The organism is Kordiimonas gwangyangensis DSM 19435 = JCM 12864 (assembly GCF_000375545.1).
Taxonomy (GTDB): Bacteria; Pseudomonadota; Alphaproteobacteria; order Sphingomonadales; family Kordiimonadaceae; genus Kordiimonas; species Kordiimonas gwangyangensis.
The window spans coordinates 1-22,795 of the sequence record NZ_AQXF01000001.1; the positions used below are offsets into that span (position 1 = coordinate 1).

Consider the following 22,795-nt stretch of genomic DNA (forward strand, 5'->3'; position numbering starts at 1 on the left):
GGCTTAGAGCTCGATCGCCGCAGCGATTTCAGCAGCGGATACACCGACCACGAAGATGGTGTTACCGGTTGTCGTGCTCAGGAGCACACCTGCTTCACCGTTCAGGGTCGAGTCTTCCGCGTCAAGCTCAGCGAAGTTCGAGACCATGCCGTTCAGGTCGAGCGTGTCTTCGTCCACGTTGAAGTCGTAGACAACGTCGTTGCCGTGACCGGTCGTGAAGTCGAAGGTGTCCGCACCATCGCCGCCCCAGAGAGCGTCATCATCCGTGCCGCCAACGATGAAGTCATCGCCGTCGCCGCCGTTGATGGTGTCGTCGCCTGCGCCACCTGCGAGGGTGTCATCGCCTGCATCGCCGTTCACTTCGTCGTCGCCTGCGCCGCCGTCAACATCGTCGTTGCCTGCGCCACCGGATACCACGTCGTCGTTGGCACCGCCCATAACTTCGTCGTCGCCTGCGCCACCGTCGAGCGTGTCGTTGCCAGCATCGCCAGAGAGCGTGTCAACACCGTCACCGCCGTTGATCCAGTCGTCGTCGTCGTTACCGGAGAGGTCGTCGTTACCTGCGCCACCCCAGATCGTGTCGTCGCCTTCCTGGCCCCATACGGTGTCGTTGCCTGCGCCACCCCAGAGGGTGTCTTCGCCTGCTGCGCCGTATACGCTGTCTGCGCCGTCGCCGCCGTAGACTTCGTCATCACCGGCGTTACCGGATACAGCATCGTTGCCTTTGCCGCCGAAGATCAGGTCGTCGCCGTCACCACCACGCAGCGTGTCAAGACCGCTGTCTTTACCGCCGTAGATCGTGTCGTCGCCAGCGCCTGCAGTCACGTCGTCGTTGCCGTCGCCCGCACCGATCACATCGTCGCCGTTACCAGCTACGATCGTGTCGAGGCCTGCGCCTGCCCAAACAACCGAGTTGCCACCACCACCAACGGTGATGTCGTCGTTGCCGTCGCCACCGTATACGGTGTCGGAACCCGTGCCGGTATCAACCGTATCGTCGCCTGCACCAGCACCGATCTCGTCGTTGCCCGTACCGCCCGAAAGGCTGTCTGCACCTGCACCGCCCCACAGCTTGTCGTTGCCAGAACCGCCCATCAGGCTGTCTGCACCGTTGCCGCCGTTCAGCGTGTCGTCGCCGTTACCACCGGTCATCGTGTCGTCGCCATTGTTACCAATGAAGCGATCGTCGCCGTTGCCGCCGTTGAACGTTTCTGCGTCTGCGTCACCCGTGAGGGTCGAACCGCCTTCAGCAGCGTCATAGACCTGGTCTTCCGTAACCGTCGTCTCAACATCCATCGAAACCGTGATGTCGTCGTTCGCTACGTTTGCGAGCGTGATCGAGAAGCTGTCTTCAACGTCATCGTTCTCGTTCGCAAGGTCTTCGTCAGCCGTGAAGATAACGCTGTCGAGGTTGCCGTCGCTGTCGGTATCGATAACCGTTACAACGCCGTTGTTTACTGCAACCGTGTCACCGTTCGAATCAACTGCCGTGCCATCAACTTCCGTGATGCCCCACTCAGCGCCGTAGGTGCCCGTGGTCACGAGGTCAGAGTTGGCAGCGTCCCAAACCAGAACGTCGTCGTTGTAGTTCGAGCCAGTTGCATCGTCGCCTGCGTCTGCAGACAGCGTGTGCGTGTAGCCGAAGAACACGTCGTCGTCACCGGTGATGTCGATCGTGACGTTGTCAGCTTGAAGGATTTCTACGTTTGCGAGAACGTCGGTGTTGCCGTCGCCATCAGTGTCGATAACCGTACCGTTAGAGGTTACGTCAGATACCGAGTTGATTTCGTCGTCGATGATGAAGGTGTCATCACCAGCACCGCCGTCTACGCTGTCACGGCCAGAGCCGTCGTAGATTACGTCGTCGCCGTTACCAGCGTCGATCATTTCTACTGCAGAAGCAGAAGAAGCAAGACCCGGGTCCAGCGTGTCATCGCCTTCGCCACCGATCAGGGTGTCGTCGCCGTTACCGCCGGAGATGTCGTCAGCGTCGTCGCCGCCGTCTACCGTGTCGTTGCCGTCGCCGCCGGTCAGAACGTCTGCACCGCCAGCGCCATAAACTTCGTCGTTACCAGCGCCGCCGGAGACAGTATCGTCGCCAACGTTACCGGAAACTGTGTCATTGCCGTCGCCGCCGGAAACGCTGTCATTGCCATCGTCGCCAACTACGCGGTCATCGCCTGCACCGCCGGACAGAACGTCATCGTTCGCGCCGCCGTCTACAGTGTCGTTGCCATCGTCACCCGAAAGGGTATCGTTACCCGTACCACCCGAAATCTGGTCGTTACCGCCGGCACCCGTGTAGATGTCGTCAGCGTCCGTACCGAACATCGAGTCGTTACCGGTCGTACCGAACTCAATATTTGTAGCCATAGTGTTCCTCCTAAAAGCCCTTCGAGGTCCAATTCATGGGTGCATGTATCCACCCCCCAAGACACTCGCTAACTATATAAGTTGCACATTGTCAACCAGATACGCACCAAAACACCTGTTTCAGAGCAATACTGTGCAATTAAACCAAACGTTTTTACTCAATAACAAGTATTCACTCCCGTCACCGGGGGTCAGATGCACCTTATTTCGAATAGCGTGTCACAAAGGTTACAGATTATGCGACATTCTACACAAATTGTTCACACCTGATATCCTGCGGCATCAAAGTCGCAGGAGTACACCCGCCGACACAGCGATCTGATACAGTACACCCACCACATCTTTCGCAAGCTGGAAATCTTTGGTCTGCACGCGCGGCAGCACAAAAATCTCATCGCCTGGATTGATGGAGATGCGGCGACTATCAAGGTCACCCTTGTCCAGTTTATCGAAGGTGCCGTCGCGGTGCAGGATCAGCACGTTCGCGTCACCCTTTCCTTGTACGAAGCCACCTGCCATATCGATATAATCCTGTGTTGTGCGCTTCTCTTCAAACGCCATGGCGCTTGGGAACAGCACGTCACCATGCACCATTACAAGGTTGCTACGACGCGGGATGCGAATAATGTCGCCCGATTCCAGCAGAATTTCATCCCTGACCTGGCGCGAGCCACCAAGCGCAACCTGGCCACGCGGCTCAATGTTGCGGGCACGCTCCACCCATTGCAGCACCAGTTCCGCTTCGCGCTGGCGCAGTTGCGCCTCTTCATTGGTTTTGGAGCGCGCGGTCAGCACGCTGCTTTCAAGCGCCTGAAGCTGCGCCATCAACATTTCTTTCTGGCGCGCCTTCACACTGGGGCGGAAAAGCTGGATGGCATCCGCCTCCGCATTTGGCGACAGATCGATCTGGGACAGCACGTCAGAAAGCTTGGCACCATAAGGCAGGATATATTCCTGACGGCTCAGGTGCTCGCCTTCCACACGCACGGCAATGGTGCCGGGCATTTTATCCGACGTTGCTTCAATCACATCCCCGGCTTCAACAACCACACCATCAAGCTTGGAAAGCGAATAATAATCCACTTCCTCTTTGGTGCGGTTATTGCGGTGAATGCGGATATGGGTCGCCCGCGAGGTAGGGCGCGCCATGTCAAGAATATCGCTGACAGCAACGGGACTTTCAGCAAATTCAAACACAAACGGGTTCTGCACCATACCAAGCACACCAACCTGCGCCTTCACGCTTTTCACCAGCAAGGTATCACCGTCAAAAAGCTGAAGCGACGGCAACTGGCCGGCAAAGATGAAGTCATAGAGGTTGAAGCTTTTGATCTGCTCACCGTTCCGCAACAGTTCAAGCGAGATGTAGCTGCCGCGTGCGGGATCAATCCCGCCGGCAAGGTCAAGGAAGCGCAGAATACTGTCCGACGAGTGACCGGCATAAAGCCCCGGCTTCAGCACAAAGCCTGTCACAAAAACTTTTACCGGCTCGGCTTCCGCAAGAGCAGCGTATACACCCACGTTATTTTTGAAGACGGTCTGAACCGCTTCGGTCACCATTTCGTTCACATCGGCGTTGCGCACGCCGCGCACTTTCACCGGACCAACCTTGGGCAGGAAGATGTTGCCCTGATTATCCACCGGCACCGCACCCTGGAAGCTGAAACCACCCCAAAGCTGGATGTTGATCTGGTCACCTGTTGCCACCCGGTAGTCCGGGTTGAAGCCGGTGAACTGTTGCTGCGAGAACTGGCCGTCGAAAATCCAGTCACCGAACACGCGGTGCCCTTCAAGCGCCCGGGTTTCCCCGGTCGCCGCCGGGCGAGCTTCCTGGCTGACCGTGTTCATCTGGGCTGAGGCGTTGCCGGCCAGGAACAGAGCGGCTGCCAGGGTCAGCGCAAGCACAAAGCAGAAGTCTTTGAGCGCGCTCACGGAAAAGCGGAGTGCCTGTGAGGCTTCTTTGGCTGTGCTATACATCGCGGTGTTCCCTTACCGTCGCAATAATAAGTGCAGTGATGCCGTATGCGAGCGTCATAAATACAAAGATGGTCAGAAGCTGGTAGATCTTGCGCGGATAGGCTGCCTCATCTGGCAGCGTGGGCGCCTGCACGATCACAAGGTGCTTGAGCTTGCGGTATGCTTCCACCCGGGTCTGCTCCAGCGTTGCGAAAGCTGACTTGTATACCTGCGTGGCAAATTCAAGCCGCATTTCCAGTTCGCGGTAATCAAGGTTCACTTCGCCGATTGTCTTGCTGTCGGCCCCGGATCCACTGGTGCTCAGCTTGCCCTGTTCGGTGGCGAGCTGATCCTCGATTGCCTTGATACGGGCGCGGGCGGCCACAACTTCCGGCGCACTCTCATTGAGGTAGCTCATGAGCACCTTTTCCTCGGCGCGCAGGCGCACGAGTTCAGAGCGCATGCTGGTCATGACTTGCTGGAAAGCTTCACCTTCCGCCTTCGGGCTCAGCATCTGATACTGGGACTGGAAGGCAAGAAGCGCGCGTTCACGCTCTTCAAGGTCAGCACGGGCGCGGCTCAGTTCCCCTTCTACGAAACGGATTTCCTTGACGGCAATGTCCTGCCCCACCTTGTTGATGAAAGCTTCGCCCTCAAGAAGAATCTGGTTCGTCAGCTCGAGCGCATATTCAGGCGTAAAAGCTTCCGCCTTGATGGAGAGAATACCCGAATGGTCGTCAAGATCGAGCGTCACATGATCACGGTAATAGTCGAGGAAGTCCTCTTCGGTCGCGCTTGATGAAAGGCGCGAGATCATGTCCCATTCGTCCGACTGGTAATGTGCCTTGAGGCCGATCTTCTGATCGAGGGTCGTCAGAAGGTCGTGCGAATGGATGTAGCTTTGCAGGAGCGCAATATCCGATGTGGTGGTTGGTACACCCGTCAGCACTGACAGCGCGCTTAGCTCAGACGACTGCTGCATCTTTACCGATTTCACATAAACCTGCACCTCAGGCGCATAGCGGTTGGAGGCGATCAGCACAAAATACAGGAAACATATAAACCAGGCTGCGATAACCCAGAAGAACGGTTTCTGCGCCCGAAGGAATTCGGCCGCCTGATTGACCGGCTTAGTTGGTAAATTCACGAAAGCCCCCAAGCTTTATCTTGCTCTTCGTCAGCTGGTTCCACTCCAGCTTCCTCGGCAACAATATCTTTGTTTATTCCCCTGTATGCCTCAACGGCAACCTTCCGTTTGTCATACAACTGCCCGGAGCTTCCGTCCAGCACCAGAAAATACTTATAGGATGCGTCCACCTGCTGCGGGGCCTTGGTGGCAATAACAGCAGCAGATTGTTTCAGTTTTTCCTCAAGCTTGGCCTCATAGGCCTCGCCGTTTTCAACCTGATTGAAAAGTGGCTTGCCGTCAAACAGCATAATATCAAAAGAAAACGCAAGGCTGAGCGCCAGTGACAGGCGCCGCGTGTCAGGCTGATTGAGCTCGCTGGCTGGGTGCAGAAATTCACGACTATAGCCGGTCAGCTCCCGCACTTCGCGCTCAACACGGGCAAAATCCTTTTCGCCAACCACACGGCACAGGAACCTGATGTGCTGCGAAACCGTCATGCCGCGCTCGTACCGCATCTGGCCAAAGGGCCAGGAAATGGAACCATGGCGCCGGATGCGGCCGCGGTCCGGAAAATCGATGCCGCCGATCATATTGATGAGCGAAGTTTTGCCCGTGCCCGCGCCGCCCAGAATGGCAAGGTTCTCGCCTCGTGGCACCTCAAATGACAGGTCACGGAAAATGGTTTTCCGGCCACTCTTGCGCACATAAGACTTGGTAATGCCTTCGGCAGTAATCATGCCGCAATAATCCTGCGCCAACGCACCCGGTAGCTCGCCATGGCCAAAGCCCACAGGCAAATGAGCCAGGTGGTGGTATATTCAAGGTCAATCACAGGGCTGGTGTAGTGGGTAAACCAGCTTTCGCGAATCCATTCCATCACATGAACAAGCGGGTTGTAGGCAAGATAGCTGCGGTACGGTTCCGGCACCATGGTCATTGGGTAAAACACAGCCGACAAGAAAAGAAGCGGCAGGTTGATAAGCCCGGTGACCTTGTCCATTTCCTTCGCGAACGAGCCCGCCACACAGAAGATAATGCCAATGGCAAAGCCGAACAGCGTGATCATCACAAATCCGCCGAAGGTCTCAAGCATATGGTCTGGGATAGGGTCGTAGTCGAACCACGCAAGGCCAAGCATAATGATAACAAGCGCAAGAACTGCCGTCACCCCGGTCAGCAACACCCGCGCGACCATAAGGTCAAAAAGACCAACCTGCCGCAGCATGGAAAATGGCCCCATGGCACGCCCAGCCGTATTCACCGCTTGCAGGCTTTTGGTGAAAAGAACCTTGAACGGCAGGAAAGAAGCAAGAATGAAAAGGGGCGGTTCGATAAAACCAAACTCGCCACGGCCGCGGGCACCAAACAGCAACATGAAGACGATAATCATCAACATGGGCTCGAGAAGCGCCCACAAGACACCGAGCTTGTATTCGCCGAACCTGCGGTACATCTCGCGCACCGCAAGCGCAAACACGACACCCGACTGCACCGCGAAAGCAGACCGGACGTGCCGTCCTAACTGTCCTCGCTCACGCGTTGCCAATTATCAGTCTCCGTGTTTGTAGATCCCGGCGTAACGGCCGTTTTCGTCAACCGCCACAAGGAATTTCACCTCGTCGGCGCGCATCATGCTCTCTGCTTCGTCAACGATAACATTCTTACGGATAACCGAGAACTCTTTACTCATACACTGGTGTGCGGCAACTTCACGCACGCGGCGTGTCACGCGGAGCGCAACGCCGAGCTGGCCCTTGGTCACAACACCAATCGGCTTCTTGTCTTCGTCCACCACCACAGCAACACCCGCCGGGCCACCGGCCATTTCAGCCGCAAGCTCAAGGAGCACCATGCCTGGCGTTACCACCGGCACGCTGTTGGTGAGCATCACATCCTCGACCTTCATCAGCAGGCGACGGCCAAGCGATCCACCCGGATGGTAGCGAGCAAAATCCTTCGCGTGGAAATCACGGAGCTGCATCAGCGAAATCGCGAGCGCGTCACCAATGGCAACCGTCACAACGATCGAGGTCGTCGGCACAAGGTTGTTGGGGCACACTTCCTCAGCGATCGGAATTTCAAGCACAACATCGGACGCGCGACCGAGCGTCGAAGACTTGGCGCCGGTGATGCCGATGATCTTGTTGCCAAAAGCCTTGAGGGACGGCAGCAACTGAACAATTTCCTGCGTCTCGCCTGAGTAGGAGATCAGGAGAAGCGTGTCGTCCGCCGTGACCATACCAAGGTCGCCATGCGATGCTTCAGCCGGATGCAAGAAGAAGGAAGGCGTGCCGGTCGAGGCCAGCGTCGCGGAAATCTTACGCGCTACGTGTCCCGACTTACCCATACCGATGACGATGATGTGGCCGCGGGTCTGCAGGGCAAGCCTGATAGCTTCGCGGTAGGAATTTTCGTCATAGGTCTGGGAAAGCCGCTCAAGGGCCTGACCCTGCTTCAGAAAACTGGAACCAATATTCTCAAGAGTATCTTTAAGATCCGCCTTCACGCTATTGGGAAGGTCAATAATATTCTCGCGAGATTTTGTCTCGTCCGCGGAGCTTTTCATATAAAATCCCCAAGCTCTTTTAGTATTTGTTATTGCCCGACCAGATTGCCAACGCGAAGCACTACAAGATACAAATGTGGCAATTTGGTGCTTTTAAGGTGTCACCGGAATAGCATGAAGAGGCTTTGCAGACCCCGCTTCGCACAACTCCGAAAACGGCGGCCTTTTACAGTTTATTAACTGACAGCGCAAGCCCGATACAACCGGTCGATACCCCCCTAAGCCCTGGTATTCTGTTTCATAGCAATGAAAACAATGCCTTGCAGACAACCAAGACCACTTCACAACATACTCGAAAAACAAAAATTCTTTCGCATAATCAGCGATATATGATTAAACACACTTTCCTCTAAGGTCAATTTTCCATATCAAATTTTACTTAATATTTTTTTTAGGTTTTCTGCATTCCTATCGCTTTTGATGCACCAACAGCACAGTTCCGAACGGTCACTGCCCCATCCAAAAGCGTTTGAAACGCGGGGTTGCTTTTGCTACGGCTGGCATGAACCTATGATGAACAGTCATTCACCAAACATTCACCCCAAGAGGCAGTATTCACCATGGCCGCAGGTACTGAAGCCGACACCGCGACCCGACCGGAGCTGCCACCGCGCCGCACGATACTGTTTCTCCAAGGCCTCGCCACCCCCTTCTTTGCCGAGCTTGGCGCCGCCCTTGTCGCACGTGGACACTCAGCCCACCGGCTGAACTTCTGCGGCGCAGACCATATCTTTCGCGGAAAGGACGAGGACGGGGTGAAACAGCACCGCTTCACCGACCGCCCCGGCGCCCTTGCCGACTTTTACCGTGATCTTGTTACGCGCGAGGGTATCGATACCCTTCTGCTGTTTGGCGATTGCCGTCCCATCCACCGCGAGGCGTGCGCGGTCGCGGAAGAGCTTGGCCTCACGGTTTATGTGTTCGATGAAGGGTACATCCGCCCCGGCAATGTGACGATGGAGGCAGGCGGCAGCAACGGCTTCTCCCATATGCCCGGCACTACGGCAGGCGTGAGCGAGCTATATAGGAACGCACCAGCGCTGGACCACGCAGACCACCCACCGGTGGGAACAGACATGCGCCGCCGCGCGCTCATGGATATCGCGGGTCACGGCGCCAACATGGTGATGAAGCGCGCGTTCCCGCACTATCGCGGCCACCGCCCAGCGCCGTTGAGCGCGGAAGCAAAGGGCTGGTTCCTGCGCATCCTGCGGACTTTTAAATACAAGCGCACCGACCAACGGACCACCGCACACTTTGAACTGACGGACGAGCCCTTTTTCCTCGTGCCGCTGCAGCTTAACAGCGACTATCAGATCCGCATGCATTCGCACTATGACGGCATCATGCCTTTTATCAGCGAGGTGATCAGTTCTTTCGCAGCAAACGCAGGCGCGGACCAAACGCTGTTCTTCAAGAACCACCCGCTCGATAACGGACTGATTGATTACCGCAGCCTGATCGCTGGCCAAGTGAAAGCGCTGGGGCTTGAAGGCCGCGTGTTCTTTGCCTCCGGTGGTGACCTGGATGCCATGATCAGCCGCGCCCGCGGCGTGGTGCTGATCAACAGCACCGTGGGCTATGCCACCCTTCGCCTCGGCACGCCCATGAAGGTGATGGGCAAGGCGCTTTATGACATGCAGGGCCTCACTGACCAGCGCCCGCTTGACGGTTTCTGGCAAAACCCGATGCCGCCCCAACAAAGGCTTGCGAATGAATTCCTCACCGTTGTAAGGACATATACGCAAATTCGGGGTGACTTCTTCTCTGACGTAGGCATCAAGCTCGCGATCAGCGAAGCGATCAAGGTCATTGAGGGCGAGACACCCCGCCTGCCCGCCGACTGACCGGCCACGCTATCGGCCGCAAGTGGGCGGCAACAATCTTGATAGGCGACAAAACGGCCGTGCTCAGTGTCCTGACAGTATTCACCGTTCTCGTGGTGCCCTTTGTGCTTGAGGCTATGATCCGCATCGGCTTCAAGCGTCAGCCGCTCAAGCGCCATGCGCTTTTTTATGTGCTAACGCCTGTTGTCTCCACACTCGTGTACCTCACCTTCGCCGCTGTGCTCGGGCATCCGATCATCGCACTTGTCGGCTGGTTCTTCGTCTATGGCGGGCTGACGCCGGTCTCCAACATCAAGAACCGAATTCTGGGTGAACCGCTTGTCGCCCCGGATCTGGAGACCACACGCCACCTGCTGATCTACCCGGAATTTTACGTGGATTATGTCGGCCGTGTGCGTTTTGTCTCGATCCTCGTGGGCTTCGCGGCCTCCATCGCCGCCAGCTTCATTTTCGAGACCTCGTTCGCAAGCTATCAGCCGTGGCTGTCGCCCTGGATTGCTGGCCCGCTTCTCGCCGCCGCCTGGGTCGGGTTCATGATCCTTCTGGCCAAGGGCGCGTCGCGCATCCTCACCCACCGCCGGGCGGCGAAACTGGGTATCACTTTTGACATCAATCGAGACACCGCCCGCTTCGGCTTCTTCCCGCTGATCGCGCTTTATGCCGTGCTGCTGCTTGATAAAAGCCAGCCGGTCGCGCCGGATAACAGCCGCCCGCCGCTCAAGCACTCGGGCGACGTGCAGCCCGACATCATCGCGCTGCAAGCTGAAAGCTATTTCGATATCGACCGGCTTTACCAGAGGATCGAAGGCTTTGAGGATCATCGCTGGGACGCGCTGGGCGCCCTCCGCACCGCTGGTGCCGCCACCGGCACGCTTGAGGTACCCGCGTGGGGCGCGAACACGATGAAAAGCGAGTTTGCTTTCCTCACCGGCATCGCGAACCACACTTTGGGCATTGACCGCATCAACCCCTACCAGCGTGCCGCCTATACGGGTGTTGAGACCATCGCCACGCGCTTGCGCGCTCAAGGCTACCGCACCATCTGCGTGCACCCGGCGAAGAAGGAATTTTTCCGCCGCAGTACCGTAATCCCACTGCTCGGCTTTGATGAATTTATCGGCCTTGAAGCCTTCGATGACAGTGACCGGCTTGGCCCCTATGTCGCGGACGCCGCCCTTGGCGCACGCATGCAGGCGGTGATCGACAGCCACAAGAAGGCAAGCGAGCAACCGCTTTTTGTGTTTGCCATCACGATCGAAAGCCACGGCCCATGGGACGCCGGCCGCCTGAGCCGCTGGCTGGACGAGGAAGCGCTGACAGAGGCCTGCCCAAGCGCAGACCGTTCCTTCGCGCTATACCGCAAACATATGGATAATGCCCTTGCGCTCTTTAAAGCACTTGGCCCCGATGCAGTCACCGCAGGCGACATCCGCCCCCGTGTGCTGGCGCTTTATGGTGACCACCAGCCCGCGCTGAGGGACCTGTTTGACCGCCACGGTTTCACCGATGAAACGGTGGATTATATCCTGTGGCACAGCCACGCTCATGCGGGCGACCATGGCCGCCTGCGCGTGGAAGGACTGGCGGACAGCCTGCTTGCCCTCGCCGGTTTCCGCCACTAATCTCAGCTTTGCAGTAGCCCTACAATCTCTTCCCGCGCGCGGCGCGTTTCGGGCATATCGAGCATCACCCAGCAGTGGAACATGTCCGGGTATTGCCGGTAGGAGAATTGCACGCCAGCCGCGGCAAGCTTGTCAGCGAACGCTTTGGCATCCGGCAGCAGAATGTCGCGCGTGCCGATGAGGATGTCGGTTTTGGGCAGGCCTTCAAGTTTGCCGAACGTGGGACTCACGCGCGCATCGCGCACATCCACGTCACCCGCATAACATTTGCCCGCCTCAATCAGGCCAACGCGGGTCAGCCACGGGTCGGCTTCCTCAAGCGCGGCAATGCCCGGGTTTTCCATCGTCACATCCACCCATGGGCTCACAAGCACAAGCTGGTGCGCGCTGAACGTACCCGCTTGTGCGATTTCTGTTTGCGCGAGCGCCACGGCAAGCCCCGCGCCCGCACTGTCGCCAACCACACGGATGCGCAGGCCGTTCACCCGCGCCTCAAGCGCCTTATAGGCCTTGCGCGTGAAGGACAGCACCTCCTCCACCTTGTGTTCAGGCGCCAGCGGGTAGATGGGCACCATCACCTCCGAATGCGTGCGGGCGGCAAGCTGCGCGATAAATTCCCACTGCTGCGGCAATATCTCACCCACATAGGCCCCGCCATGCAGGTAAAACAGATACTGCCGAACGCTGGTGCTTTTTTCCTTGAGCGAGATCACAGGGAAACCGTCAATCTCTTCACGTTTGACGGTGAAGTGGGAGGCAAGTTCCTTGGGCGGTTCAAAATTGTCGCTGGCGCGCCGCTTCTTCACATCTTCATAAAAGGCCTCGACAGTCGCGCGGTTGCGCTTTTTGCCCATCAGCCCCAACATCATCACCCAAAAGCGGTATTTCAAACTCGCCATACATCCCCCACAAAAGAAATTCCCACCTATAGTTGCCGCCACTTCACGTCACGCGCAAGTAATTCCGCCCGTAGTTTCACATGCCAATTTTAAATTTACAGTAAACGCCTGAGGTGACACACTTGTACAAGTTCGCGGCAAGGTTGGGGAGAATACGCGCATGCTAACTCATTTCGTGTCCGTAATGTTTTTAACACTCGCTGCCCTGACGCTCGCACCGCGCGCCATGGCCAGCAATATTCCCTTCACCCTCACCGAGGACGGTTACATCACCGTGCCGCTCGAGATTGGCGGGGTGGAGGCGCCGTGTTTCATTCTTGATACCGCGACACGCCGTTTTGGTGTCACCAACCAGATGGCGAACCGGCACTGGGCCGAACGGGTGTTTGAAGGTACGCTCAACCATATCTCCTCCGGCGGCAAGCTGCGGCTACCGCTCGCGAAACTGCACCGCATCCGCTTTGGCGACCACGAGATCGAAACCGGCTACGCCGCCATTTTCCCCGACCGCGCGGAGGCGGGCGTAATCTCCTGCGGGCTTGTGGGCTTTGACGCCTACCATGGTTATGTCATGCGTCTGAATGGGCCCGAGAAGCGGTTGGAGCTCACCGCGCACTCCGGCAACCTTGCCCGCGCGGGCTGGCGCATCATCACGGCCGAATACAACAACCAGGGCGCGCTGATGATCGATACCAGCTATCAAGGCCAGCAGGTCACCGTCATGCTCACCACTGGCCTCAAACATTCGATGATGGATTTTGCCACCGCGCGCCGCCTGATGCCGGAACATTTTAAAACTGACCCCAACAACCCGCGCAATGTGCTCGTCACGGACCCCCATGACACCATTCCATCAAACATCGGCCTCGTCGCGCGTGAACGCACCTATGAGACCCTGCTGCTCACGGACTTTCATGTGGGCGGCTGGGCGCTTGGCGATGTGGAAGTGGCGGTCGCGCCCCTGCCCGTGCGCGACCAGACAGGCTATATTGACGCCCCGCTCATCATGCTCGGCGCGGATATCCTCGCACACAAGGACTTCGCCCTCGACACCCGCGCCCACCAGCTATGGGTACCACCAGCTGAGGGTATTCAGCACACCGCAAGCCAGTAATTCCGCCACTCCCAGCCCGTTTGTCAGCCCCGCTGAATTCTAAAATTTTAGCAGCTTTGGCTTATCGGGCACGTAATTTCGACCACGCTTGGTAGGCAAAGGAGCCTTTGCCTACCCGCTTATCATTGAGATAGGAATTGGTTTCGCCCGAATTGATCTCGGTTTGCGCTGCCCTCTCGCGCCAGCTTTCCGCGAGCGCGGAGAGTTCCATTTTAAGGTCTGGACCAGAGTACACAGGCCCTGTGTCATAATCGAAATCCGTCGGGACGACGCCATGCTTCTCCAGCAGGAGCCAAACCTCCTGCCTGGCTTGGCTGAGCTCTGCTACGTCTGGTTCGTCTGCATGAAGAAAGACACCCCATATCATCGGCAACTCGAAGTCGGACCAATGGCGGTCTTCCGGATGTTCGGAGATACTCAATACGCGCCGGAGTAAGATAGACGCTTCGGCATAGTTTCGGGGCTGCCGAAGGTTGGGATACCTATACACGGAACCAAAGGCAAAAAGCGCAAACAGATAGAGCGCTATTAACCCGGCCATAGCCCACACAAAAGTACCAACACCACCTAGCCAGTAGGCGACAACTGCAACCAATATTATGATGAGAAATACCCGCATATGCCCCCGGCTGTATTGCTCTCATTCTTGTAGGCTTTGGCACACAAATCAAGCGCGCCGCACCTCCCGAAGATAAACCGGTAGGTCGGTAGGAATGGGCTTCAAGGGGATCTGGTTCAGCATGTCGCCCACGAACCCTCGGTGATACTGCGTGTGGGTTGCGAGGTGGAGCAGCATTTCCGCCCGTGTCATCGCGCCCTGCCCGCCGTCGACAAAGTCGAATGTAACCAGTTCATCAAGCGCCTCGTCGCTCACGCCTTCCGCATAGTCCACATACCATGCGTCGAGCGCCTGCTGCTTTTGCCACAGCTCCGCGAGGGGTGGGCACTCCGCTGTGTTGCGCCCGGTGTAGCCGTGTGTGCCGCCCGTCAGGTGCGCGCGGAAGATATCATCAATCACATACACATGGTTGAGGGTAAAGGCGATGGAACGGAAGTGTGTCTTGCGCTCCCGCGTTACCTCTTCCGCTGGCGCACGCGTCACCACCTCATAGGTGCGCGCATTGGCCCAGGCGCGGTAGCGCGTCATCATCACCACAGTGTCTTTAAGGCTCATTCTTCTCTCCTCGCTATCAATACAAAAAGGCCGGGGAGAACCCCGGCCTTTCCTATATTGCTTGATGCCCTCACGGCTTAGGCTTTCCCGTTGCCGTTGGCGCTTAGGTACCCATTCTTCTCCAGATAGGCGATGATCTGGTCGGCGCAGTCTTCTGCGCTCATCTCCGCCGTTTTTACGTGGATGTCCGGGTTTGCGGGTGCCTCGTACGGGCTGTCGTAGCCGGTGAAGTTCTTGATCTCGCCCGCCTTGGCTTTCTTATAAAGGCCTTTGGGGTCGCGGGTCGCGCAGACTTCAATCGGCGTGTCCACAAACACTTCAACAAACTCGCCGTCCTCGACGAGGCCACGCACCATGTCGCGCTCCGCCCGGAACGGCGAGATAAAGCTGGTCATGACCATGAGGCCCGCGTCGATCATCAGTTTCGACACTTCGCCCACACGGCGGATGTTCTCCACCCGGTCGGCGTCGGTGAAGCCGAGGTCGTGGTTGAGGCCGTGGCGGACGTTATCACCATCCAGCACATAGGTGTGACGACCCCGGGCGAACAGGCGCTTCTCTATGATGTTTGCAATCGTCGACTTGCCCGAACCGGAAAGGCCGGTGAACCACAGAACCGCCGGACGCTGGTGCTTCAGTTCAGCGCGCGCGGCTTTGTTCACATCGAGCGCCTGCCAGTGGATGTTCGACGCACGGCGGAGCGCAAAGTCGATCATGCCCACGCCAACGGTGTTGTTGGTCAGCCGGTCGATGATGATAAACGCACCCGTTTCACGGTTGACCGCATAGGGGTCAAACGCGATGCGGCGGTCGAGCGAGATGTTGCACACACCAATCTCATTGAGCTCAAGCTGCTTGGCGGCGGTATGTTCCATGGTGTTGACATTGACCTTGTACTTAAGGTCCGTCACCTGGCCCGGCACCAGCTTGTTCGCGGTTTTGAAAATATAGGGGCGGCCCGGCAGCATCTGCTCCGGCGACATCCAGATGATCTTGGCTTCGAACTGGTCTGCCACTTCACACGGATGGTCCTTGCCCGCGATCACATCCCCGCGGGAGATATCGATCTCATCCTCAAGCGTGATGGTCACAGCTTCGCCCGCCACGCCTTCATCCAGATCGCCATCATAAGTGACGATGGATTTAACGCGGCTGACCTCAGCGCTTGGCAGCACCTTGATCTCATCGCCCGGCTTGACGGTACCGGCAGCGATGGTGCCTGAGAAACCACGGAAGTCGAGGTTCGGGCGATTCACCCACTGGACCGGCAGGCGGAAGGGCGCAGACGCTGCCTGATCATCCACCTGAACGGTCTCAAGGTGCGCCATAAGGGTCGGGCCCTCATACCACGGAGTCCTCTCCGACTTGGTGAGGATATTGTCGCCACGCAGGGCCGAAAGCGGAATGGGCGTGATATCGCTGAAGCCGAAGTCTTTCGCAAACTCGCGGTACTCGGCCTCAATGGCGTTCAGAACCTTCTGGTCATAGTCCACAAGGTCCATCTTGTTCACGGCAAGCACAATGTGCTTGATGCCGAGAAGCGAGGCGATGAAGCTGTGGCGACGGGTTTGGGTGAGCACACCCTTGCGCGCGTCGATGAGCAGGATCGCGAGATCCGCGGTCGAGGCGCCCGTTGCCATATTGCGGGTATATTGCTCGTGGCCCGGCGTGTCAGCGACGATGAACTTGCGCTTGTCCGTTGAGAAGAAGCGGTAAGCAACGTCAATGGTGATACCCTGCTCACGCTCAGCAGCCAAGCCGTCCACCAGAAGCGCGAAGTCAATCTCCTGCCCCTGTGTGCCCATCTTTTTGCTGTCATTCTCAAGCGCCGAAAGCTGGTCCTCGAAAATCAGCTTGCTATCATACAGCAGGCGACCAATGAGCGTTGACTTGCCATCATCCACGCTGCCGCAGGTGATGAAACGCAGCATGGATTTTTCTTCCTGCGCCTTGAGGTATGCCGTGATGTCTTCGGCAATGAGGTCAGACTGGTGGCTCATTAGAAATACCCCTCTTGCTTTTTCTTCTCCATCGAGGCGGCGCTGTCATGGTCGATCACACGGCCCTGACGCTCGCTCGATTTGGTGAGCAGCATTTCCTGGATAATGTCTTCAAGCGTATCGGCGGTACTTTCCACCGCACCTGTCAGCGGGTAGCAGCCAAGCGTGCGGAAGCGCACCATCTTCATCTCGGGCGTCTCGCCGTCACGGAGCGGCATACGGTCGTCATCCACCATGATGAGCTGGCCGTCGCGCTTCACAACCGGGCGCTCTTTCGCGAGGTAAAGCGGCACGATCGGGATATTCTCGAGATGGATATATTGCCAGATGTCGAGTTCCGTCCAGTTCGAGAGCGGGAAGACGCGGATGCTCTCCCCCTTCGCTTTGCGGGTATTGTAGATGTTCCACAGTTCCGGACGCTGGTTCTTCGGGTCCCAGCGGTGCTGAGCGGAGCGGAAGGAGAAAATACGTTCCTTGGCGCGGGATTTTTCCTCGTCGCGCCGCGCGCCACCGAAGGCTGCGTCAAAACCGTATTTGTCCAGCGCCTGCTTGAGCGCCTGCGTTTTCATCACATCGGTATGGTAGGCAGAACCGTGGGTGAAGGGGCCAATGCCTTCCTTCACGCCTTCCTCGTTGGTGTGCACAATGAGCTCAAGACCAAGTTCTTTCGTGAGATTGTCCCGAAACTCAATCATCTCGCGGAACTTCCACGTGGTGTCCACGTGCATCACGGGGAACGGCGGCAGGCTTGGGTAGAAAGCCTTCATCGCCAGGTGAAGCATCACCGCACTGTCTTTACCGATGGAATAGAGCATCACCGGGTTTTCGGCCTCTGCCGCAACCTCGCGCATGATCTGGATGCTTTCCGCTTCCAGGCGCTTCAGGTGAGTAAGCGTTTTTGTCATGAAATCCGCACCAATGTTAAAATTCTTTGGGCCCTTTAAACCTCAGGGTTTTAAAGATGGGAGGGGTTTAGCGCAAGGAGAAGAGTATTGGGAAATTATTTTTTCTTCTCCACGCCATGAGACGAAGTTTATTGGAAAAATAATCCAATATATTTAGCCTCACAAAACACTCCACACCGAAAGGGCGAAAAATCGCCGTCTAGAATCCAAAAGTAGGCTGCGGTGTATGCCAGCCCTCGCCGTAGCGTGCCTCGCTCACCGCTGCCGGGTCCTTGGGCGCCGGGAACATCTCACCCTTGAACTCCAGTTCGCCAATCGGCAGGAAGATGTCAGCGTTCACTTCCCGGATGGCAAGGCGGTCATGGGGCCAGTAAATTGTGCCGTCCTTGTGGCCGAGCACAAAAATATCGATCGTCACGGTGGACTGGTTGTAGTGAATAAGCGGCGTTTTATGGAGCGCAGCCTTGCACTTCACCCCATTCTCGATGAGGTAGGCGGCGATGCGGTCCCGCTCCGGCACCAGATCATCCGGCCCCGCGCCTTCCACAATCACGGCGGTATCAAGGTCATCATCATGGGGGATAAACCCCTTCTCCCGGATCGCACCCAGAAGCGTGCCATAAAGAAGGAAGGGTTTCAGCCCAAGCTCGGCCATACGGTCGCGGAAGACCACAAGGTCGGCGACCATTTTGTCTTCGTCCTGTTCGGACAGCGGCACATGCATGCCGTGTTTGGTGAAAAGCAGCCGCTGCGCGTAGGAGACCTGTGCGCCCGCCGCGCGCGAACCCGCCACAACTTCCTTCACCATATCCGCGTCATGGCGAATGGTTTGCACAAAGGGGCGAGAGAGCGGACGGCAGCGGAAAAGCGTATAGAGCCGCGCCATCATGCGGGCGTAGCCCACCGGCCACGCATCACCGACCAGCAGGTCAATCAAAGGCCGTACGCCCATGATTGCGCGGTAAGCGGCACCGTGGTCATAAACCGTGCGCCACACCTTCCCGTCATCGCTGACCGACAGTTCCGTGAACATGGTGCCATTGGCGCGGGCCTGATTCAGGTTCCAGAAGGTGATGCGGTCAAAGCGGGCCTGCTGCCCAAGGTCAATGACCCGGCCACCAATTTGACCAAACAGGTTGATGGCGAAGGAGGCCTCGTCAGCAAACCCCTCGGTCCAGTGATCGTTCTTGATATCCGCGCGCTCAGCCATATGCACAAGCGCGTCGCCTTCGTGGAGGCTAAGGCCGCCGATACCGTCGCCCACGGTATTGAACGTGCGCACTCGAACATAACGCGCAGCGCACGAGCCAATATGGGCGGTGACACCGTCTTCCGCCGAGTAGCCGAAGTCCCTGACACCGTCGAGCACCAGATTGCAGGCATCGAGAAGGGCACTTGCACTGTCAGCCTGAAGGGACTGCGCACCCTTCCCCGCAAGGGCAACCCGCAGGCGCGACGCTGCACGCCTCACCATGCCGGGCAAACCCTCACGGCCCACTGACGTGGTGGCCGCCGCGTCACCTAACAGGGTGAGCGCTCGGATGATGTGCCCGTCAAACGCGTGCTGGCTTCCTTCCGGGCAGGCTTTGCGAAGGGGCGCAAGCGCTGCAAGCGCATCCTCAATACGGCCGCGAATTTTCAGTTTTGGCTTCACGGCCGTATCATGCAGCACGGTCACGGTGCCGTCCGCCGCCAGCGCCTGGAACTGCAGGGGCTGCACCGGCGTGTGGGCCGCACCGGGGCTCCGGTAAAAATAAATGTGGCAGACCGTCACCTCCGCCGGGAAATCGGCACGCCACCAAGGCGCCTCTTCCCTAAGGGTGTGGATATTCTGCGTCAGGCGTGCGCCGGTCACTGCTGCGCCCGCATCCGTCATGCGGCCAAAGAAGCTGCTTTGGCTGCATACCGCCAGTTTGGAGACATCCTGAAGGCCGGGCTTGCCCGCAACCGTGCCGATAAAGGTGACGGAGCAGAAGCGCAGCACTTCATCGCGCTCGCTCATACCTCGGATGACAAAACTGTCGTAGCGTGTCGGCACGCTGATGCTGATGGGCACAAGGTTGTGGCCGCGTGCCGCCAGCGCGCCCGGCAGCAGCGTCTTCACCTCGCGCAAGTTCGCCTTGCGGATGAAGCGCTTCACCTTGCGTTCTGTCGCTGCCTGCACATCTGCGCCCTCTACTGCTGCGCTGGCTTTGTCTGCCGTCATTTGATCAACCCGTTCGCCCATTGGCAAAAAAAAAGCGGCAAAAAAATGCGCTCACCCTGACAAATCTGTCGTTTCGGGCAAGCGCGCCTCTACCTTTAAAATGACATTCTCGTTTACATTATATGGCACATTCATTACAAGCTGTGTGAATAAACACAGCACTAGAACGTGTATTTTTCGAGGATATCGAGTTCATCATGAAACGTATTATTACGTTCGGCACCTATGATTTGTTGCATGTCGGCCATGTGCGGCTTCTCAAGCGCGCGGCGGCTCTTGGTAACCATCTGATTGTCGGTGTCTCGAGCGATGAACTGAACATCTCCAAAAAAGGTCGTGCGCCAGTTTATTCCACCACGGAACGTATGGAAATCGTGCGCTCCCTCGCCTGCGTGGATGATGTGTTTGTCGAGCATTCGCTTGAAGCGAAGGGCGACTATATCCTTGAACACAAAGCAGATGCGCTTGTGATGGGCGATGACTGGGAAGGCCGGTTCGACATGTTCAAGGACCTGTGCGAAGTGATTTACCTGCCCCGCACCGAAGGTATTTCCACCACCTACCTGATCAGCAGCATCTCTGACCGCAAGGCCGTCACAGGCGGCATCTGATCGGGCGTCACCCGGCCCAGGACAAGGCCGGGCTTGCAACCCTTTAAGCTATTCGGCTTTCAAAACCTCATTCACATCGACAATCTCAAGATCACTTGTGACGCCGAGATACCGCTCGTAATAGGGCTTGTGTGACGAACCTACGATCGCCAGCACCCTGCCCTTCGGGCCGAGAACTTCGCGAATATTTGCAGCCATGCGCATGTTGCGCGTTTCCCAGTAGGCGAGATATTTGCGGCCTGCGCCGTAAGGCCCCTTCGCCCCCGCCTGCGCGCCAAAATCCCCGGCAACAGCAAACCGCGCCTCCTCGGCCGCATTGCTGGCGCGGTACCATTCAATCACATCCATGTCCGGGTCTGACTTCACACGTTCGTTCCAGCTGTCATAAGCTTCGCGGCGCTTATGGGCGAATTCATTGTCCCACGCCGCCATGATTTCCGGATCATATAGCTTGTCGTCGACCGGGCCCGTGGCGCGGTCACCGGTGTGGTCATCAACCGGGTATACCCGCTCGTGCGACAGCTTCGCGGCTAGTGTGGCACCGATGATGATATTCTCATTCTTGCGCGCGACGCGGCGGTCAAGCTCATCCTTCAGCGCTTCAGTCAGCCCATCCCCGGCCGTGCGCTCATCAGCGCCAAGCCTTAACCACTGCACCGCAGCGGAAGCCGGGTTGCCACTGGCAAGGAACAAGAGCGCCAAGCGGCGACGTTCAGGTGCGGGCCTGTCGGCGGCGGGCATGGCAAGCGTTACTTCTATTTCCGCCTCAGCTTCCGCGCCGGTCATGCCGAGGGCAGCGCGGGCGGCTGTGGGGTCATAACAATAGCCGTCTGCCGTGCCTTCATGGGCAAAGGCATAGGTGCGCAAATAGTCGCACTGCGCGCCGGAAAGGCTTTCAATCACGATACGGTCCGGCGCCCATGCCTCAAGCTTGTCCAGCAGCGGGCTAAAGCGGGTGCGGTCAAAACTGTCAGGCAGGCCTGAAAGGTGTGTGGTGCCAAGCACCAGCAGTTGGCTGCGGTCGCCCCGCTCACGCGCGGCGGCATCGGCGATATAGACCGCCTTGGCAGCCTCGGTTACCGCGTTCACGGGCTTCGGGTCTGTGGGCACGTCAGCCGCAAGCATAAGCGCGGCAGACACAAAAAGACTTGTGATCATGGGTTCTCTCTCGCTGTATAGTGCGGCCTTGTGGCTCGCTTTCTTGTGCCACGATTATTGAACGGCCCGTCCCGCAATGCAAACAGGAAATTATTCACACGGCACGGCGGATACGCAGCCCTGATAGCGCTTGCCGACCACGGTCAGATTGACTTATGCGCGTCAACGGGCTAGGTCCTTTCGCGAAGATCATTCAGGAAGATTACCCTTAATGTCGAAGCATCATTTCACCCTTGGCACACCCAACCATACCGGCCCGAAAACCATTGTAATTATGGGTGTCGCCCGCGGCGGTACATCGCTTGTGGCTGGCACGGTGCGCGAGATGGGCATCAACCTTGGGGCGCGACTTGGTGAAAACCATGAGGACCCGCAGTTCCTGCCGACCGAGTTTGACCACCTGCGCGCGGTGATCGCAAAGCGCAATGCCGAGCTTGATACCTGGGGCTGGAAGATGCCCCACAGCATCGACTATATCGCCGACCTGCAGCATGAGCTGAGGAACCCGCATTTCATTTTTGTGTGGCGCAATTCGCTTGCTGCCGCCATCAGCCAAACCAAGCACAGCGACGCCGACATCTATGAAGGTATTCATTTTGCCGCGCACCGCCTGATGCATATGAAAGAGGCGATCGACAAGGTGGAATACCCGTCGCTTCTCATCAACTACGAGCAAGCGATCGCGGACAAGGACGGTTTCATCGACACCTTGGCCGAGTTTCTCGACATCCAAGTTGATGATGAGATGCGCGGCAACTGCCATGCCTTCATCGACCCTGACACCGGCTATAAACAGATTTCCCAAACCTATTATGAAGCCTGGCGCATCAGCACCCGCCATAAGCTCGATCACCTTATCGCGCCGCGCCGGCTGAGGGACCTTGAAATCAACGACAAAGACCTCTGTGTCGATGTTCGGGGGCCGGCGCCCGCGTTCATCTTCAATGTTGAAGAAGAGTTTTTCCCGGAAGAGTTTGTCGTGCATTTCAACAACCGCACGCAGCAAAACAGCTTCACCAAACTGCTGTTCGACTATGACGGCCAGTTTTCCCACAATATGGCGGCCAAGGTTGATGCCATCCCCGGCGTGAACCGCTTTCAGGTGAAGACAAATGGCAAGCTGCGGCGCATTGCCGTGATCCCGTCCGTCTCTGAGGAAGGCATTGCCGACCTCCGCTACGTGCAACTGATGCAGGCGGGCTAAGCCGCACAAATCCCGCACAGGTTTCGCACAG

General features: G+C 57.6%; 18 protein-coding genes. 5 read left to right on the forward strand and 13 right to left on the reverse strand.

Annotated elements, in window-relative coordinates; translation table 11 throughout:
* Positions 1–3: 3 nt before the first annotated feature.
* The 6 genes from B150_RS0100005 to B150_RS0100030 form a co-directional block, all read right to left on the reverse strand.
* A complete protein-coding gene (locus tag B150_RS0100005; protein ID WP_020397809.1) occupies positions 4–2,373 on the reverse strand; it encodes a calcium-binding protein in 2,370 nt (789 codons plus the stop codon).
* A gap of 282 nt (positions 2,374–2,655) precedes the next feature.
* Entirely contained in the window at positions 2,656–4,350 is a 1,695-nt protein-coding gene (locus B150_RS0100010) for a polysaccharide biosynthesis/export family protein (protein WP_020397810.1), read from the reverse strand.
* On the reverse strand, positions 4,343–5,476 hold the full coding sequence (locus B150_RS0100015) for a KpsE/RkpR family capsule polysaccharide export protein (RefSeq protein ID WP_020397811.1): 1,134 nt from the start codon (positions 5,474–5,476) through the stop codon (positions 4,343–4,345). Before B150_RS0100015 ends, B150_RS0100010 begins: the two co-directional genes overlap by 8 nt.
* Positions 5,473–6,195: an ATP-binding cassette domain-containing protein gene (locus tag B150_RS21940; RefSeq protein ID WP_020397812.1), complete on the reverse strand. Its 723-nt coding sequence runs from the start codon at positions 6,193–6,195 to the stop codon at positions 5,473–5,475. Before B150_RS21940 ends, B150_RS0100015 begins: the two co-directional genes overlap by 4 nt.
* On the reverse strand, positions 6,192–7,004 hold the full coding sequence (locus B150_RS18960) for an ABC transporter permease (RefSeq protein ID WP_155859881.1): 813 nt from the start codon (positions 7,002–7,004) through the stop codon (positions 6,192–6,194). The genes B150_RS21940 and B150_RS18960 overlap by 4 nt, the downstream gene beginning before the upstream one ends.
* A gap of 3 nt (positions 7,005–7,007) precedes the next feature.
* Positions 7,008–8,024: a KpsF/GutQ family sugar-phosphate isomerase gene (locus B150_RS0100030; RefSeq protein WP_020397814.1), complete on the reverse strand. Its 1,017-nt coding sequence runs from the start codon at positions 8,022–8,024 to the stop codon at positions 7,008–7,010.
* Between the two features lie 560 nt (positions 8,025–8,584).
* On the opposite strand from B150_RS0100030, the gene B150_RS0100035 reads away from it, so the two are divergent.
* Together B150_RS0100035 and B150_RS21945 are read left to right on the forward strand one after the other, a co-directional pair.
* Positions 8,585–9,871, forward strand: coding sequence for a capsule biosynthesis protein (locus B150_RS0100035; protein WP_020397815.1), 1,287 nt, complete (start codon positions 8,585–8,587; stop codon positions 9,869–9,871).
* A 38-nt stretch (positions 9,872–9,909) separates the two neighbouring features.
* On the forward strand, positions 9,910–11,493 hold the full coding sequence (locus B150_RS21945) for an LTA synthase family protein (protein ID WP_020397816.1): 1,584 nt from the start codon (positions 9,910–9,912) through the stop codon (positions 11,491–11,493).
* A gap of 2 nt (positions 11,494–11,495) precedes the next feature.
* Here the strand turns inward: B150_RS21945 and B150_RS18970 are convergent, their stop codons facing one another.
* Positions 11,496–12,392, reverse strand: coding sequence for an alpha/beta hydrolase fold domain-containing protein (locus tag B150_RS18970; protein WP_020397817.1), 897 nt, complete (start codon positions 12,390–12,392; stop codon positions 11,496–11,498).
* Positions 12,393–12,552: 160 nt separating this feature from the next.
* Between B150_RS18970 and B150_RS0100050 the strand changes: the two genes are divergently transcribed.
* Positions 12,553–13,506, forward strand: a complete 954-nt coding sequence (locus tag B150_RS0100050; protein ID WP_155859882.1) for a pepsin/retropepsin-like aspartic protease family protein — start codon at positions 12,553–12,555, stop codon at positions 13,504–13,506.
* 61 nt (positions 13,507–13,567) lie between these two features.
* On the opposite strand, the gene B150_RS0100055 is transcribed toward B150_RS0100050, so the two are convergent.
* The 5 genes from B150_RS0100055 to B150_RS23350 form a co-directional block, all read right to left on the reverse strand.
* Positions 13,568–14,125 (reverse strand): hypothetical protein, encoded by a 558-nt coding sequence (locus B150_RS0100055; RefSeq protein WP_020397819.1) that lies wholly within the window; start codon positions 14,123–14,125, stop codon positions 13,568–13,570.
* Between the two features lie 48 nt (positions 14,126–14,173).
* Positions 14,174–14,680: a DinB family protein gene (locus tag B150_RS0100060; RefSeq protein WP_020397820.1), complete on the reverse strand. Its 507-nt coding sequence runs from the start codon at positions 14,678–14,680 to the stop codon at positions 14,174–14,176.
* Between the two features lie 77 nt (positions 14,681–14,757).
* Positions 14,758–16,680: a sulfate adenylyltransferase subunit CysN gene (cysN, locus tag B150_RS0100065; RefSeq protein ID WP_020397821.1), complete on the reverse strand. Its 1,923-nt coding sequence runs from the start codon at positions 16,678–16,680 to the stop codon at positions 14,758–14,760.
* Positions 16,680–17,585: a sulfate adenylyltransferase subunit CysD gene (cysD, locus tag B150_RS0100070; protein WP_020397822.1), complete on the reverse strand. Its 906-nt coding sequence runs from the start codon at positions 17,583–17,585 to the stop codon at positions 16,680–16,682. The genes cysN and cysD overlap by 1 nt, the downstream gene beginning before the upstream one ends.
* A 199-nt stretch (positions 17,586–17,784) precedes the next feature.
* Positions 17,785–19,791, reverse strand: coding sequence for a LicD family protein (locus B150_RS23350; protein WP_211205915.1), 2,007 nt, complete (start codon positions 19,789–19,791; stop codon positions 17,785–17,787).
* A 197-nt stretch (positions 19,792–19,988) separates the two neighbouring features.
* On the opposite strand from B150_RS23350, the gene B150_RS0100080 reads away from it, so the two are divergent.
* Positions 19,989–20,402: an FAD synthase family protein gene (locus tag B150_RS0100080; protein WP_020397824.1), complete on the forward strand. Its 414-nt coding sequence runs from the start codon at positions 19,989–19,991 to the stop codon at positions 20,400–20,402.
* 48 nt (positions 20,403–20,450) lie between these two features.
* Here B150_RS0100080 and B150_RS18975 read toward each other — a convergent pair whose 3' ends face one another.
* Positions 20,451–21,560, reverse strand: a complete 1,110-nt coding sequence (locus tag B150_RS18975; RefSeq protein ID WP_020397825.1) for a DUF5694 domain-containing protein — start codon at positions 21,558–21,560, stop codon at positions 20,451–20,453.
* A gap of 211 nt (positions 21,561–21,771) precedes the next feature.
* Here B150_RS18975 and B150_RS0100090 point away from each other — a divergent pair, with 211 nt between their 5' ends.
* Positions 21,772–22,764, forward strand: a complete 993-nt coding sequence (locus B150_RS0100090) for a sulfotransferase (RefSeq protein WP_020397826.1) — start codon at positions 21,772–21,774, stop codon at positions 22,762–22,764.
* Positions 22,765–22,795: the final 31 nt, after the last annotated feature.